We start from the raw sequence: 17102 nt of genomic DNA on the forward strand, positions 1-17102 counted from the left end.
TGATTCCTGCAAATTAAAAGAAGTCTTGGTTATGTCCACCAAGACTTCGGATATATTTATTCAACTTAAAACCTGAAGCCAAGTTTTTATCCCAAATTGCTGAAATAGATTGCCCAAAGAGTTCCTGTTACTCCCACAGCAATTAAAAGGTTAGTAAAAAACTTGCCTAATTCAGTTTCTTCTCCCAGTACTTTATCGTCTTGACCTGCACTGAAAAATAATGACCAGGCTTGGTTAACGTTAATTGTTGCAAAGTTGTTGAAATTGGGGCGAAAAACAACGGGGCCAATTAAATCTTTTTTAGGGAAATCAAAATCAGTTTTCATAGCTATCCTCTGGTAATTTTCTATCGGTTAATTGAGTGAAATTCTTAAATATTCAGATTTAGTTATAGGTTTGTCAACCATCCGATTAAGCCGTGTCCTGTGACAACTTCTACAGCTATGAGTGAGACGAAGCCAATCATTGCTAAACGACCATTTAGTTTTTCAGCATACTCAGTAAAGCCAACTCTTGGAGTTTGGTCTACATAAACTTTTGGTTCGATTGCAAAGTTGTTGAGTTGACCGAGTTCGTTCATGGTAAAACCTTTGCTTGTCATGTCTTTTTTCCTTTACTTGCTTATGTAACCAAATATAACAATATGTAAATATTTTTTACAACTACTTGACACGAATAAAAATTACGGTTAACCGTACTAAAAAATCGAAGATACCGTATGTACCTTCTCGTAGCGTCTCCTTTGTGGGATAATCGCCTCTGACAATTTAAAGAACATGATCGGTAGGACTTTGGTCAGGGTTTTTAACCAATCCGATATAGCAAGAGGGCTGTATACCTTGTGAATGTGTTGCTTCTATGCCCGCAAGTTGGTTATTAGTAATACGCTCAATAAACTCAAGGCTGCACTAATAATAAACATAAACGTATATCCCGTAGAACTGGCGATCGCACCACTCAGAACTGAAGCAGCAATTCCGCCAATGTATACTACTGACACCTGAAATGTATAATCAGTAGCGGCTGTTGCAGGTTCGCATTTATCCATCATGGCACTTAGCAATGCAGTATATGCCATACTTTGGGCTGCATTGACTGTTATACTCACAGCATACAGCACAGGTAAACTACTGATACCAATTGCAGGTATGATATACAAAAGTGTCACCATGCTAGCAGCAAAGCCAAATAGAGCTAGAGAACGTAATCTTCCCAAGTGGGTAATCAAAACTCCTGCAATCAAAGCACTAACAATACGGACACTGTAGCTGACAATACCCAACATTAAGCCAATATCTGAGAGCGACAAACCTCTATCAACAAAAAGTGGACGAAGCATTGTACCTGACATCATTTCGCCTCCCATATATAGCAATACTACGAAAAGCCACGGTAATGCTTTGGGACGCGAGAGAAAGTTGATAAAAGGTTGAAAATAAGATTTAAAAAAGTTTGATTTCTGAGGTTTATTACTAACTTGTTCTTGATACAGTAGTATTGGAATCAAAGTCAATAAAATTACGACTGACATAATTATCAAGCTATACCGCCAGCCGATTCTATCTAGTAAAATCAGCGCTCCACCTCCACCAATAATAGCGCCAAAAACATTTCCCCCAGCTTGAATAGCGTTTCCTAATCCTCTTTCTCGCGGTTCGAGTAAATTTACTGCTAACGCATCAGTGGCAATGTCTTGGCTGGCGGAGAATAAAAAAGCGAGAAACATGCAAAAAACTAAGATATTGAAATTCTCTTGAATATCAATAAATCCACATCCAAATGTTACAAGTGCTAACAAAAGTTGAAAACAGATAATCCAACCGCGATAATGTCCTAACTTTGGCAAACGGTAGCGGTCAATAAAAGGCGACCACAGAAATTTTAACGCTGAGGGAAGAATGAGAAAACTCAACAAACCAATAGCATTAAGCGACATATTTTGTTGTCGCATAAAAACAGGTACGGTTTGGATAAAAAAGGTTGTCGGAATGAATTGAGTAGTATAAAGTGCGGCGAGCAGGATTAATTTAGCAAGCATGGCAATGTGCAGAGAATAAAAAATCAAAAATAGCGACAGGAAAGATAATTTTTCCCATCGCTACAACAATTAAATTAGAAATTAGCTTTAACTTGCACGCCATAGGTCACGGGATCGCCAAATCCTGCGGTTCCATCTGGTACTGGGAATAAGTATCCAGAGGTGATGTAGCGAGTATCAAACAAGTTGTTTGCATAAAGGTAAATGCCATATTTCTCAGCTTCGTAACCGATGCGGGCATTTACTAAGGCATAAGGTTCTTGCTTGATTTGGTTCGCATCATCAAAATAAGTAATCCCATAACCACGTAATTCTGCACGAGCAAATAAGCCTCCCGGACTGCGATATTGAGCAGCTAAATTATAGGTAAATTGTGGGGATAGGGGAACTTGATTATTGCTTAGGTCTACACCTGTATCGGAATTTAGGTAGTTTTTGTATATACTATCTACATAACCAACTGATGCAGTTAAATCGAATCCCTTAGCTGGTTTGGCTTTCAGTTCAAATTCTACTCCTGTGGCTTTAAGGTCAACATTGCTAACTCTGCCAAAAAACCCACTCTCGTCATATTGCAAAACTTGATAGTTATTTACATCATTGTGAAAGACTGATAGGTTGGCAATTAAACGATCGCTCAACCAAGAAGATTTCAAACCGACTTCATAACTCCAGGTTTTTTCTTCCCCAAATCGAAGTTCTGCTTCGCTATTGGCGCGATAGTTTAATCCACCCGGTCTATAACCTTTGGCAATAGTTACGTATCCCATTAAATTAGGATTGAATTGATATTTCAAACCGAAGCGGGGAATCAATTCATTGTTGCTGACTTTTTCATTGTTAAATGCCGGACGCTGGGGAGTTAGAGTTCCGTCAGCGTTTACTAAATCATAAGTACTATCTGAAGATGCATCACTAGATTCGTAACGTAAACCAGCAAATACAGTTAATGGTTCTATAAGCTGATAATCTACTTGTCCAAATACCGCGTAGGTTTGACGATAATCGTCTCCAGTACGTCTAAATCTTCCAAATCCAGGAAAGTCGGTTTGAGCATCGCCAACGTTAAAGTCACGAGATTCGTAGTAACTACCTAACAACCATTGAAAACGCTCTGCCGTTTCTGGAGATTGGAAACGTAATTCCTGCGTCAATAATGTGGAGCCAATACCATCAATAATTTGTACCGCTCCTGTGCTTCCCGGAACAACGTTTTCTTGACGGGTAAAACGACGTGCGGTGATAGATGTGGCTCGGAAACCCTCACCGTTATAACCGATTTTTAAAGCTTGGGTATTTGTATCTAGCTTACTGTATCCTTCGGTTTGTAAATTAACCTCGAATGGGTCAGGAGGATTTAACTTGTTGTAGGTTGGATTACCATCATCTGTAAAGCTGTTATAGCTATTAAAAGATACTGTCCAATCCGGTGTAGGTGTCCACAAAAGTTGCGCTCGTGCAGCTAGGCGCGATCGCTCGCCTATTTCATTACCTGTGGCTAAATTCTTAATAAATCCATCCTGTCCTCTGTAGGCTCCCGCAATTCGCAACGCTAGTTTCTTATCGTCAACCAAAGCATCGTTGAGAGAGAATTGGAATTGGCGGCTGTTATATCTACCGTAACTTGCACTAACTCGTGTTTCTGGTTCTGGCGTTGCTTGTCTAGAAATGATATTGACGACCCCACCAGAACTATTTCGGCCGTATAGCGTACTTTGAGGGCCTCTTAGCACTTCTATTTGTTCTAGATCGAGTAAAGCCAAGTCTAGAAAGCCGTTATAGTCAATTGGAATATCATCGATGTAAAAGGCTACGCTATCCTGAGCAGTAAGGAAATTTTGATTGTTCAAACCCCGCAAACTATAATTACTAAACTCTGTACCGCCAGAAGATGTGGGAAGAAAGTTAAAGTTGGGCGTTTGATTGGCAATATCAATTAAAGAATCGATTTGAGCATCTTCTATTTCCTGACGAGGTATTACCGTTACACTAATGGGTACATTCTGTGCATTTTCCGGTCGTTTTTGTGCGGTAACAACTAGTTCAATATCTGGGTCATTAGGTTTTTGGCTATCGGCTGATGGTTGAGTTTCAGGTGTTGTTGGTGTCACCCCTAAAACTAAACCTTCATCGCTGTCAAATAGTTCGACTTTTGGAGCTTGTGTTGTCCCCATTATAGTAATTTGGATACTATTTGCATCCTGGTTTGCCGCTAATACTTCCGTAATTCCTGCAACTGGCTTTTCTTGACGGAAGGTATTACCACTTGCTAAACGCAGTTGTGCATTGGGAATATTTGCAATAAAGGTATTACCTTCTATTTTAGTTGTGGCTTGTAGCTTGTCAGATACAGATGTTTCTAAAATAACTTCCAACCCACTAGCCGTTTGATTCAACTTTATCCCTGTTACTAAAAGAGTAGACTGCTCTTGTTGAGCTAGCCATTCCTTAACACTTGTGTGAGGAAGATTAATATCTGAAAGTTGGGGAATTTGACGATCTTCTTTTGTTGCAGCTAAAGCTTGTTGATTTGTAAATATGGTAATTATGATAGCTAGTCCTAAATTTCCCAATAGATACAGTTTCCTCATTTAATCCTCACACCAAAAAAGTAATCTCAAATTGTCAATAAAAGTTGACAAAATTAAAGCTATTAGTAGCAAATAGACTAAAGCGTTTATATGCTAAATTGTTTGGCTTTGTGGTAAATGTGTCAAATGACAAACTGTCAAACTTCTAAATCGCGTTCTAGCTTAAAAATTACTTATTGATTAATTATTCTTATGATCGAAACCAGTTGATTGATATACCTTCAGAACTCTTAATAAACAAGCATTTAAGATTAATTTGACTTATTGTCAAATATCAAAATTCTTCTATAGCAAAATAAAAATATATGAGATTAATTATCAATAAACACGCTAAAGATAAATAGTATTATTTAATACCGTAGGTTTTTTATACGTATTCAAGCTTGAAAACAGATTATAAACAGCGCATCTAATCTCTGAAACTTTTGCTGGACAAGGATATTGATGAAAAAACAACCTAAATTTTAAACCGCCCAAACCTTGCTATTAAGGGATTATTCTACTTTAGATGCGTTGAAATTGATACTTATTGAGAGTATATTTTTTAACTTCTAATTAATTTGAAGAAAAAAAATCAAATAGTCAAAGCTAATATGTATTACTTTATACTCATTATGGTAAACAGATTTTAGATTGACAATACTCTAAAATCTGTATTAGCTTAAGCTATAGGATTTTAAAAATGAAATGAAAGCAGTGAAATTATTAGACAATTTTAGTGTTCTAATTTGGTAATTTTAGTAGAAAAATAGATAGAAAATAGTTGATAGTATGCACACAAAAGTAGCTTTAAAGCTGAAAAATGTGTGTAGAATAATGTAGTAAATGAAATTTAAAAGCGCAGAACTTATTCAGTCAATTTGCGGAACTTAGTTGAGTATCTGAATAAAAAAAGCAAAATCTTTACTTTATACGGCTGCTAATAATAGATTCACATAGCTTGTTACGACTGCACAAAAAAACCTGAGCAATTTTCTGAGAAATGTCGATGATGTATAACAGTGAAATAACAACGTTGGCAGATTTACCGCGCGTGCAAGCACGTCAAGTTCCAGACGCTAGGGCATTGATATTCAAAGATAAGTCACTTACCTATATACAATTAGATCAAAGAAGTAATCAGGTCGCAAATTCACTATTAACCCAAGGAATTCAAGCAGGTACGCGAGTAGCATTTTTAGCTAAAGATTCACTTAAGACGTATGAAATTTTATTTGCTTGTTGCAAAATAAAAGTTGTTTTTGTACCGATTAATTGGCGTTTAGCTGCTGCGGAAATCAGCTATATTCTCAGAGATGCTAATGTTGAAATTCTTTTTGTTGGGGCGGAATTTTATCAGTTAATAGAATCGATTAGAAATGAGATTGATGGTGTTAAAACCATTATTCCCTTAGAAAAAATTGACGGCAATTGCCTGAGTTACGATATCTGGTCTCAGGAACATAGTGACGCTCCACCAAATGTTACTGTTGCAGCCAATGATGTAGCCGTACAAATGTATACTAGTGGCACTACTGGAAGACCTAAAGGTGTCCAACTAGGACATTACAGTTTTTTTGCGATCGCCAAAGAATTTGCTCAACGAGGCGAAACCTGGATAAATTGGAACGAAACTGACAAAAGTTTGCTTACCTTATCTTTATTCCATATCGGGAGTCTCTGGTGGGCTATTCGTGGTTTAGCATCAGGAGCAGAAAATATTGTCTTAGAAAATTTTATCGGCGTTGAAGTTCTCGAAGCGATTGAAAAGTACCGCATCACTAAGACATTTATGGTTCCAGCCATGATTCAAGCTCTGTTGAACGAACCATTATGCCAAAAAACAGATTTTTCATCACTAGAATACATTATTTATGGCGGTTCCCCCATAGCTGAATCATCACTCAAAAGTGCGATCGCTACATTTGGTTGTAATTTTGTGCAGATATATGGAATGACGGAAACTGGCAATTGTGCTGTCTCTTTACCTGCACAAGCTCATACATCTACAAATAAAAACATCCTCAAAGCTGCGGGTAAACCCTTTCCTGGTGTATCGATAGCCATCATCAACAGTGAAGGTAAAGAACTATCTTGCGCTCAAGTGGGTGAAGTTTGTATCAAATCTCCTGCAAATATGATTGGTTATTGGAAATTACCTGAAGCTACAGCAAAAACCTTAGTAGATGGCTGGATTCATACTGGTGATGCTGGTTATTTTGACGAAGAAGGTTACATTTACATTTGCGATCGCTTTAAAGACATGATTCTTTATGGTGGTGAAAATGTCTATCCAGCAGAAATTGAAAATATTTTATACGAACATCCAGCCATCAGAGAGGTAGCAGTCATCGGTGTTCCAGATGAAGATTTTGGAGAAGCAATCAAAGCGATCGTGGTTTTAAAAACAGGAATGAAAGCAACCGCACTAGATATTATTAATTTTGTCCGGGGTAAAATTGCTGATTTTAAGTTACCGAGAAGCGTTGAATTTACTGAATCTTTGCCAAGAACGCCTAGTGGTAAATTGCAAAAGGCCAAGATTCGGGAGAAATATTGGCAAGGGTATGAACGTCGTGTGAATTGAAAATGGGGACAAGGGGGACATACTCTCTCTGCATCAGAGGATGTTTGAAAAGTCTCCTCGTCGGTATTAAAACGTTTTCGATCCCCCTAAATCCCCCTTAAAAAGGGGGACTTTAAGGATTTTCCCCCTTTTCAAGGGGGGCTAGGGGGGATCAACCAGTGCTTAAAATCACAACTAACCACTTTTCAAACACCCTCTCAGGTGCGTCTTCTTCTCCCAATGACAAATGACCAATGACAAATGACCAATGACAAATGACAAATGACCAATTCTCAAGTTCCACTTTGGAAACCGCTAACTGTACGCAACTTCTTACTTCTGTACATTGGTGAGACTGTTTCGCTTCTAGGCGATCAATTTTATATCGTTGCATTGCCTTGGTTAACAATACAGTTAACTAACTCTGGGATCACGTTAGGTACTGTGTTAATGAGTGCAGCGATTCCCCGTGCTGTTTTGATGCTGTTTGGTGGTGTGGTGAGCGATCGCTTTTCACCACGATTAGTGATGTTGGTTTCCAATGCTTTACGTGGGTTACTAGTCGTTTTATTTGCAACCATCGTTGCGTTGAAAATGACTCAACTATGGCATATTTACTTTTTTGCTGCGGGCTTCGGCATATTTGATGGCTTTTTTATACCTGCATCTAAATCAATTATCCCCAGTCTGGTATCAAAAGAACAGTTAATAGCAAGTAATACCTTGAGCCAAGGAACTTCCCAACTGATTTTGCTAATTGGGCCGGCTTTGGGTGGTTTGTTGATTGCAACTGCTGGTATTGGAGTAGCATTTGTCATTGATGGGATAACTTTCGCCATCACAACTATCACGCTTTTGCTGATGAAGGGAACAACAGCAAAAGCAACAGCATTGAATGGAGAATTAAATCAAAATTCTGCTTCAACTAAAAAAGCTATGAATTTGATTGCTGGTATGCGTGAGGGATTTTACTACGCATGGCACAATCAGCCTTTGAGAATCTTTTTGCTGGTAATGGTAATCCTAAATTTTCTATTTATTGGGCCATTACAAGTTGGGATGACTTCACTGGCTCATAGTCGCTTCCCAGGTGGTGCAGTAGCTTTAGGAATATTGCAATCAGCTTGGGGTGGTGGTGGGTTAATTGGGACACTCACACCTCAATTTGTCAAAAAGCTTCCTAACATCGGAGTTTTACTGCTGACTATTGCGGGTGTTCAAGGCTTTGGTTTATTTTTACTTGGCTTTATTGGCAATATAGGACTAGCTAGTATCACAATTGCAGTGCTGGGATTTTGCAGTTGTATTTTTACTGTGGTAGGAATTACTTGGATTCAGAAACAAACTCAACCTGAAATGTTAGGAAGAGTTATGAGTTTGGGAATGTTTTCTGCTTTTGGTATTGCTCCTGTTTCTTTTGCTTTAGCTGGTTTCTTAGTTAATTTAAATCTGACAATTATGTTTACTGTTGCGGGTAGCATCATGCTAATTACAAGTCTTTGTTTGGCAGCAAATCCATCAGTACGTAAGATTAGTTAACTATAAAAATCCGGTTTGATTTATTAACTTTCCCATGAAGCGAGTGAGAAAACTATGAAAGTTCAATATCAAGACAATCAGCGAATGGGAGTTGTTGTTTATGACTTTAATCATAAAACTGCTTCAGATGGAGATATTGAGGATCTTAAGCAACTGATATATGAATACAAAATTGTTGTACTCAAGGAGCAAGATTTATCACCTGATGAGTATTGCGATTTTGGGTATCGTCTTGGGGAGATAGAAAAATACTATCAGCCAATGTATCACCATCCAGAAAGGGAAGAGATTTTTGTTTCCTCCAATGTTTCTGACAATGGTCAGCAAGTTGGAGTTCCCAAGACTGGGAAATTTTGGCACGCTGATTATGCGTTTATGCCGAGGCCATTTGCATTTTCAATGGTATATCCTCAGATCCTTCCTAGTAAGGAGCGTGGGACTTACTTTATTAATATGTCCAAAGTATATCAAAGTTTACCAGATGATCTTAAATCCGTTGCCAATGAGTCGAGTTGTTATCACAGTGTCAGACGTTTTTTTAAAATTCGTCCTGAAGATGTTTATCGTCCAATTTCAGAAATATTAGACGAGATTGAACGAGTCACTCCTCCCGCAAAGCATCCAACGACCTTTATTCATCCCATTACAGGAGAAACCGTCCTCTACATTACCGAGGGGTTTACTTATCGCATAGATGATTCAGAGGGAAAACCGCAAGATATAAATGTTCTCCAAAGGTTGTTGACTCATTCCGGTCAGTTAGACAAAAGTTTTAAATATCCATTAATCGAACACCATGAATTTGAATTAGGGGATGTGCGGATTTGGGATAATCGCTCTTTAGTCCATTGCGCTCACTATGCTGCAAATTTGGAACCAGCGGTCACATTTCGATTGACCTTGCACGATAGCTATCCATTTTATCAGTTATAGAGCAATTGTATTCTCACTGCATTTAAAACATCTCACCAAAAGGCGTAGCTGAATTTGAAATTTAAAAATTAACTCTTCTCAACTCTTACTCTCTGCGTGAGTTAAATCGACATTCTCAATCCGCAACATCCAGCAAAACAGTCATTTAACTAGGATAAAATATCATGTTAAAATTTCAAGATTCAAGTCAAAAAAGCGCCCAAGAAAATAGCATCCACTTCAATAATGATGATGTCTTACTAACACAAGTCCTCAAACCTTATAAAGCTCATTGTCAGTATCTTAAATTTGCTGAAATAACTAAAGAGGGCGATCCTCAGCATGGGGGACGTGTAATCGGACGATGTGAATTCTCGATTTCAGAATCATGTTATATCGATGACACTGGTCATTTTAATTCAGTAGAGTTCAATATTTGCTACAACCAAATGATGTATTATGTCATAGCTAAATCTGTAAAAGAAAGACTGATGGCATCATTTCAGTCGTGGACTATGGCAGATTATTGGAAGAAACAGCTACCGGATGTCTATATTGTGGATTTTGAAAGTTCCTTTCGACGTGCTATGCAGTCTTCTCAGTTTTGGGGTGAGATTGAGTTTACTAATATTCGGATTAAATCTGGGATGATGTATATAGTTACTAAATGTCGTTATTGGGATGATAAAGATGGTAATTGCAGTGGTAATGTGAAATTAGCTATTGTAAATTATCCGCAATAGTTTAACTCTAATTAATCCATTTTTTCACGCTCTAGGCGCAGACAAGAGAACGCAAATAAGAACATTATTTTGCTTAAGTAGCATGTCTAAAATCGCATTTTTCACAACTTATATTCAAGACGAAATATCTAAAGTAATTGGCATAAACGCATCTGAATTGGATGTGGAAATGTCTTTAAATTATTTAGGGCTTGATTCATTAATTGCTGTCAAACTCAGAAATAAGTTTAGAAAAGACTTGGAATTAGATATTCCAGCAGTAAAATTCCTAGAGGATACTAATGTTGCAAATTTAGCAATATTAGTCAATGATTTGAGTGAAAATGCTGACTCAAAAATAAAAAATGATGATGAGTGGTTGGAAGGAGAATTATGAATTTAGTTGAGTTTCTCACACAACTCTCGCAACAGAATATAGAATTGTGGATGGAAGATAGTAAACTGCGTTATCGTGGTCGTAAAGAAGTATTAACTTCCACAGTTTTAAATCAAATTAAGCAGCATAAAACAGAAATTATCGATTTACTGCGCCAAGGTTTTCATACTTCTAAATCCTATCCCCTGACTCATGGTCAGCAAGGTCTATGGTTTTTGTATAAACTTGCACCCACAAGTGCAGCTTATAATGTTGCTTTTACAGCTCGCATCTGCTCCCATTTAAATATTCCGGCTTTACAACAAGCGTTTCAGAAGTTAGTAAATCGTCATCCAACTCTCCGCACAACATTTGCACAAAAAGATGGCGAACCTTTTCAACAGGTTCATGAATACCAAGAAGTTGATTTTGAAAATATTGACGCTTCAGTTTGGAATGAAGATGAGTTGACAAGCCAAGTAATAGCAGCATATCAGCGTCCCTTTAATTTGGAAAAGGGTAATTTATTGCGGGTAAACTTATTTACTTATTCTGAAGATAATTATGTAATATTACTAACAATACATCATATTGTTATTGATGGTTTTTCCCTGGGAATTATTCTTGATGAGTTGCGATCGCTCTACGAAGCAGAAAATACAGGTCGAGTCATATCTTTACCTGCTATTAAGTACCAATATCAAGACTTTGTACAGTGGCAGAGAAATATTTTAGCAAGTTCTGTGGGCGATGAACTGTGGAATTACTGGCGCGAACAATTAGCGGGTGAGTTACCCATCTTAAAATTACCAACAGATCGACCGCGACCACCAATTCAAAGCTATCGGGGAGCTTCCCATACTTTTGAGTTGAATCAAGAGTTGACTTCTCATCTGCGAGGAATGGCGAAAGCTCAAGGAGCAACCCTTTATATGACTTTGTTAACCGCCTTTCAAGTGTTGCTTTATCGCTTGTCAGGTGAGGAAGATATAATTGTGGGTGCGCCTATTGAGGGGAGAAGTCAGCCGGAATTTGCCGAAACTGTGGGCTTTTTCGTGAATATGCTGGCTTTGCGGGTAAATTTGGCTGGGAATCCGACATTTTCTCAGCTTTTAACTCAAGTACGCCAAACTGTATTGGATGCGATCGCTCATCAAGATTATCCCTCTACTTTACTAATTGAGCGATCGCAACTCAACCGCGATCCGAGTCTTCCTGGTCTTTTTCGCGTTTCTTTTAACTTGTTTAAGGTAAGTGAAATTGCTCAAGATTATGAATTATCTGTATCTGATAAAACCCAAATTAGAGAAGATTGGGGTGGGTTAACTTTAGAACCTTTTGTGATTCCCCAGCAGGAAGGACAGAATGATTTAGTGTTCGACATGATGGAGACGACTGAATCATTAATTGGTATCTTAAGATACAACACCGATTTATTTGATGCCACGACAATTACCAGAATAGCGAATCATTTTCAAACTTTACTCCCAGGGATTATTGCTAATCCCCAACAGCAAATTGCTTCCTTACCTCTGCTAACGGAAGCTGAAGAAAATCATTTGTTGTGGAAGTGGAACAACAACCAAGTTGATTATCCCCAAGATAGAGTCATTCATCAGTTGTTTGAGAACTGTGTGAAGCAGCAACCAAACGCTGTTGCGGTGGTATTTCAAGAACAGCAACTAACTTATCAACAATTAAACAGCAAAGCCAATCAACTCGCACACTACCTGCGTTCTTTGGGAATAGGTAAAAATCAGCTTGTGGGAATTTGTGTCGAACGTTCCCTAGAAATGATTATTGCATTATTAGGAGTTCTGAAAGCAGGTGGAGCTTATCTACCTTTAGATCCTGCGTATCCAGAAGAACGTTTGAGCTTCATGCTGCGTGATTCTCAAGTATCGATATTGCTGACTCAACAAAAATTAGTAGCGAGTATAGCAATTGAGGAATTAGCTGTAGTTTGTTTAGATCGAGATTGGGAAGATATTTCCCAGGAAAGTGAAGAGAATCTAGTAATTAATACTACATCTCAAGATTTAGCCTACGTGATTTACACATCAGGTTCTACAGGTAAATCTAAGGGAGTGGCGATCGCTCATTATAGTTTAGTCAGTGCGTTTTATGCTTGGAAAAAAGCTTATCAACTCCAGTCTTTGACTAGTCATTTGCAAATGGCGAGTTTTGCTTTTGATGTGTTTTCAGGGGATGTAATTCGCGCTCTTTGTAGTGGTGCTAAGTTGGTTTTATGTCCGCGTGAGTGGCTGTTGGAACCGGACAAGCTGTATAAACTGATGTTAGTGGAGAAAATTGATAGCGCGGAGTTTGTTCCAGCTGTGTTGAGAAACTTAGTTGAGTATTTGCAAAGAACTCAGCAAAATCTCCACTTTATGAAATTGTTGGTAGTCGGTTCAGATAGTTTGTATGTCCAAGAATATCAAGAATTTCAGCGTTTTTGTGGCGAACAGACACGTTTGATTAATTCCTATGGAGTAACGGAAGCGTGTATTGATAGCACTTATTTTGAATTGGGGATGGGGAAATTAGGAAGTGGGTTAGTTCCTATTGGTCGTCCATTTGCGAACACGCAAGTTTATATTTTAGATCGATATCTGCAATTAGTTCCCATTGGAGTTGCGGGTGAATTATATATTGGTGGTGCTGGTTTAGCTCAAGGTTATTTAAATCGTCCTGATTTAACTAAAGAGAAATTTATCTCCTATTCTCCCCATAACTTTATTTTGTACAAAACAGGAGATTTAGCGCGTTATCTTCCTGACGGTAATATTGAATTACTCGGTCGAATTGACGATCAAGTGAAGATTCGGGGTTTCCGAATTGAACTAGGGGAAATTGAAGCTGTTTTGAGTAGTCATCCCCAAGTTCAAGCAGCAGTGGTGATGCTTCGAGAACTGCAAACCGACAATAAATCTATAGTTGCATATATTGTTTCTGGACAACAGTCATTAACAACTAGTGAATTGCGTAACTTTCTCAAACAGAAGTTACCTGATTATATGATTCCAAGTGCGATCGCCATTCTGGAAACTTTACCTTTAACCCCCAACGGGAAAGTAGATCGGCGTGCTTTACCAATTCCAGATATGGAACAGAATCGAGAAATAGATTTTGTTCCACCGCGCACCGCAACGGAAGAAGCGATCGCTAATATTATCGCTGCTGTTTTGGGACTCACACAAGTAGGCATTCACGATAACTTTTTTGAATTGGGGGGACATTCTCTACTTGCGACTCAAGTAATTGCTCGATTACAACAAACCTTAAATATTGAGTTACCGTTACGATCTTTGTTAGCATCTCCCACAGTGGCTGGATTGAGTGAAGCACTAACATCTTTTACAAAGACAGAATCTTCAGTTGATTTACCAACAATTGTCCCAAATCCACAACAGCTATATCAACCTTTTCCCCTCACCGATATTCAACAAGCTTATTGGTTAGGACGCAATGAAGCTTTTGAATTAGGAAATATTGCTGCTCATGGTTATTTAGAACTAGATTGCCATCGTTTAGATTTAATAAGATTAAATCAAGCTTGGCAACAACTTATTTTGCGTCACGATATGCTGCGTGCTGTTATTTTACCAGATGGTCAACAGCAAATTCTGACAACAGTACCGGCTTATGAAATAGAAGTTTTGGATTTGCAAGATTTAGAGGTGATGCGCGAGCAGATGTCCCATGAAGTCTTACCTGCGGATCAATGGCCTCTATTTAGAATTCGAGCTACACCTATAGATGAACAGCGTACCAGACTCCACCTGAGTTTTGATGCTTTGATTGCTGATGCTTGGAGTGTGTTTATGCTGATGCGGGAGTGGTTAGATTTATATAATAATTCTGAGTTTGTATTACCACCCTTAGAACTTTCCTTCCGCGATTATGTGCTTGGGGAATCAACTTTAAAAAATACACCCCAATATCAACGTTCTCAAGAATATTGGTTTAACCGACTAGATACCTTACCACCAGCACCAGAATTACCCCTAGCGAAAAATCCCAATGCGATCGCCAATCCTCGGTTTCAACGTCGTAGTTCTCAACTGTCTCCAGAACAATGGCGCAAATTACAAAATCGCGCTCAACAATTTAACTTAACTCCTTCTGGAGTTTTATTAGCTGCTTTTGCAGAAGTCCTCAGTCAATGGAGCAAAAATCCTAAGTTTACGATTAATCTCACCCTGTTTAAACGTTTACCTTTACATCCCCAAGTCAATGAGATTGTCGGAGACTTTACATCTTTGACACTTTTAGAAGTCGATCGCTCAGTTCCTCAAAGCTTTAGTAACCACGCTCAACAATTACAGCAACAACTGTGGCAAGATTTAGATCGCGGTTATATCAGTGGTTTGCAGGTACAGCGAGAACTTAGCCGTCAACGCCAAAGTTACCAATTTATGCCAGTGATATTTACTAGTACACTAGGTTTAGAATCACTTGGTCAGGATACATCAATATTAAGTCAGTTAGGCGAGCTAGTTTACAGTATCAGTCAAACCCCGCAAGTTTGGTTAGATAATCAACTGAGAGAGCAGAACGGAACTTTAATATTTAACTGGGATGCTGTGGAAGAACTTTTCCCCGCAGGTTTGCTGGATGAGATGTTTGCTGCTTACTGTGATTTGCTCCAGCGACTAATTACCTCAGATGCTGTTTGGAGCAAGATTCAGCGAGAATTACAACAACCTACAATTGCAAATTATCCCATCGTACCCATTTCTGAAGAAACTTTGCATAGTTTGTTTATTAAGCAAGTGCAAATTCAAGCTGATTCTCCAGCAGTCATCACCCCAGAGCGTACCCTAACTTATCAGGAATTATACCAACGCGCTTTGCAATTGGCATCTCAACTGCGAGAATTGGGAGCAAGCAACAACAATGCGATAGCGCGGAGCGCTGTGCCAGAGGCAATCGCCATTGTCATGGAAAAAGGTTGGGAGCAAGTTGTTGCTGTACTAGGAATTTTAATCTCTGGTGCGGCTTATCTCCCCATCGATCCCGAATTACCAGCAGAACGACAAGCATACTTACTCGAACAAAACCAAGCAAAAATCGTTCTGACTCAATCTTGGTTAGATAATTCTTTAGAATGCTCAGAAAATCTGGCTCGTATTTACATTGATTCTCTCACACCCCTACACCCCTACACCCTTACACCCCTACATCCTCAAGATCCATCAGCTTTAGCTTATATTATCTACACTTCCGGTTCTACGGGTTTACCCAAAGGCGTGATGATTGATCATCGGGGTGCGGTGAATACCATTTTGGATATCAATCGACGCTTTGGAGTTAGATCGGGCGATCGCATCTTAGCTTTATCAGCATTAAACTTCGACCTCTCAGTTTACGACATCTTCGGCATATTAGCGGCGGGAGGAACAATAGTTATTCCCTCAGCAGATAAAACCAAAGATCCCGCACACTGGTTAGAGTTAATAGTATCTCAGCAAATTACTCTGTGGAACTCAGTTCCAGCTTTGATGCAAATGTTGGTAGAATATCTCGCCAACCAACCACAACAACCTTCATCTCTGCGTTTAGCTTTGTTGAGTGGAGATTGGCTACCTCTCAATTTACCAAATCAAATCCAAAAATTGTGGTCAAACATCCAAGTTGTGAGTTTGGGAGGAGCAACAGAAGCTTCAATTTGGTCAATTTACTATCCAATTACCCAAGTCGATCCTAACTGGAAAAGTATTCCCTACGGCAAACCACTCGATAATCAACAAGTATATGTATTCAATCATAATTTGCAGCAAACTCCTGTTTGGGTGACGGGACAACTATATATTGGCGGTATTGGTTTGGCAAAAGGTTACTGGAAAGACGCAGAAAAAACAAACGCTAGCTTTATTAATCATCCAGTTACCAAAGAAAAATTATATAAAACAGGTGACTTGGGACGCTATTTACCCGATGGGAATATAGAGTTTTTAGGAAGAGAAGATTTTCAAGTCAAAATCAACGGTTATAGAATTGAACTCGGTGAAATTGAAGCAATATTAAAACAGCATCCTACCGTTAAAGAAGCAGTAGTTATAACAGTAGAACAAACACAACAATTAGTTGCTTATATTGTTAGCGATGCTGCGAAGCAGCCGCTACGCGATCGCCACATCACACAAACTCCCAATCTAGGAGAAGCTTACCAACCATCTCAACAAGCAGGAGTATTAAGCGATGCTGGAGAACGAATCGAATTTAAACAATCAAATTTTACCCAATTTCGAGAATATCTACAGCAAAAACTTCCACAATACATGATACCTGCTGAATATATTCTCATTGACACCTTACCCTTAACCCCGGATTTCTCACAAACTCAGAAAAAACCGGAGCGTAAAACTGATAAAAT

Annotated in this window: 10 protein-coding genes; 6 read left to right on the plus strand and 4 right to left on the minus strand. The window is 38.6% G+C overall.

The features are described from left to right. Positions 1-86: 86 nt before the first annotated feature. The 4 genes from ACM0OY_RS20700 to ACM0OY_RS20715 all read right to left on the minus strand — a co-directional run bounded on the left by ACM0OY_RS20700 (position 87) and on the right by ACM0OY_RS20715 (position 4629). The gene (locus ACM0OY_RS20700) at positions 87-326 is read right to left on the minus strand and encodes a hypothetical protein (protein ID WP_414570730.1); all 240 of its coding nucleotides are present in this window, start codon (positions 324-326) and stop codon (positions 87-89) included. Between the two features lie 62 nt (positions 327-388). Beyond that, positions 389-601 (minus strand): chlorophyll a/b-binding protein, encoded by a 213-nt coding sequence (locus ACM0OY_RS20705; RefSeq protein WP_102205590.1) that lies wholly within the window; start codon positions 599-601, stop codon positions 389-391. 255 nt (positions 602-856) lie between these two features. Beyond that, on the minus strand, positions 857-2038 hold the full coding sequence (locus tag ACM0OY_RS20710; RefSeq protein WP_414570731.1) for an MFS transporter: 1182 nt from the start codon (positions 2036-2038) through the stop codon (positions 857-859). 74 nt (positions 2039-2112) lie between these two features. After that, on the minus strand, positions 2113-4629 hold the full coding sequence (locus tag ACM0OY_RS20715; protein WP_414570732.1) for a TonB-dependent siderophore receptor: 2517 nt from the start codon (positions 4627-4629) through the stop codon (positions 2113-2115). A gap of 988 nt (positions 4630-5617) precedes the next feature. On the opposite strand from ACM0OY_RS20715, the gene ACM0OY_RS20720 reads away from it, so the two are divergent. From ACM0OY_RS20720 to ACM0OY_RS20745, 6 genes are all read left to right on the plus strand, one after another. Next, entirely contained in the window at positions 5618-7195 is a 1578-nt protein-coding gene (locus ACM0OY_RS20720) for a long-chain-fatty-acid--CoA ligase (protein ID WP_414570733.1), read from the plus strand. 261 nt (positions 7196-7456) lie between these two features. After that, a complete protein-coding gene (locus ACM0OY_RS20725; protein ID WP_414570734.1) occupies positions 7457-8713 on the plus strand; it encodes an MFS transporter in 1257 nt (418 codons plus the stop codon). A 54-nt stretch (positions 8714-8767) separates the two neighbouring features. Then, positions 8768-9646 (plus strand): TauD/TfdA dioxygenase family protein, encoded by an 879-nt coding sequence (locus ACM0OY_RS20730; RefSeq protein ID WP_414570735.1) that lies wholly within the window; start codon positions 8768-8770, stop codon positions 9644-9646. Between the two features lie 164 nt (positions 9647-9810). Next, the gene (locus ACM0OY_RS20735) at positions 9811-10368 is read left to right on the plus strand and encodes an FcoT family thioesterase (protein ID WP_414570736.1); all 558 of its coding nucleotides are present in this window, start codon (positions 9811-9813) and stop codon (positions 10366-10368) included. 82 nt (positions 10369-10450) lie between these two features. Further along, positions 10451-10744 (plus strand): acyl carrier protein, encoded by a 294-nt coding sequence (locus ACM0OY_RS20740; RefSeq protein WP_335232131.1) that lies wholly within the window; start codon positions 10451-10453, stop codon positions 10742-10744. Beyond that, positions 10741-17102: amino acid adenylation domain-containing protein (locus ACM0OY_RS20745; protein WP_414570737.1), on the plus strand; the 6362-nt coding region annotated here is incomplete at its 3' end. The genes ACM0OY_RS20740 and ACM0OY_RS20745, both read left to right, overlap by 4 nt.

The sequence above is a fragment of the Nostoc sp. CCY 9925 genome (assembly GCF_963920935.1).
Classification (GTDB): domain Bacteria; phylum Cyanobacteriota; class Cyanobacteriia; order Cyanobacteriales; family Nostocaceae; genus Nostoc.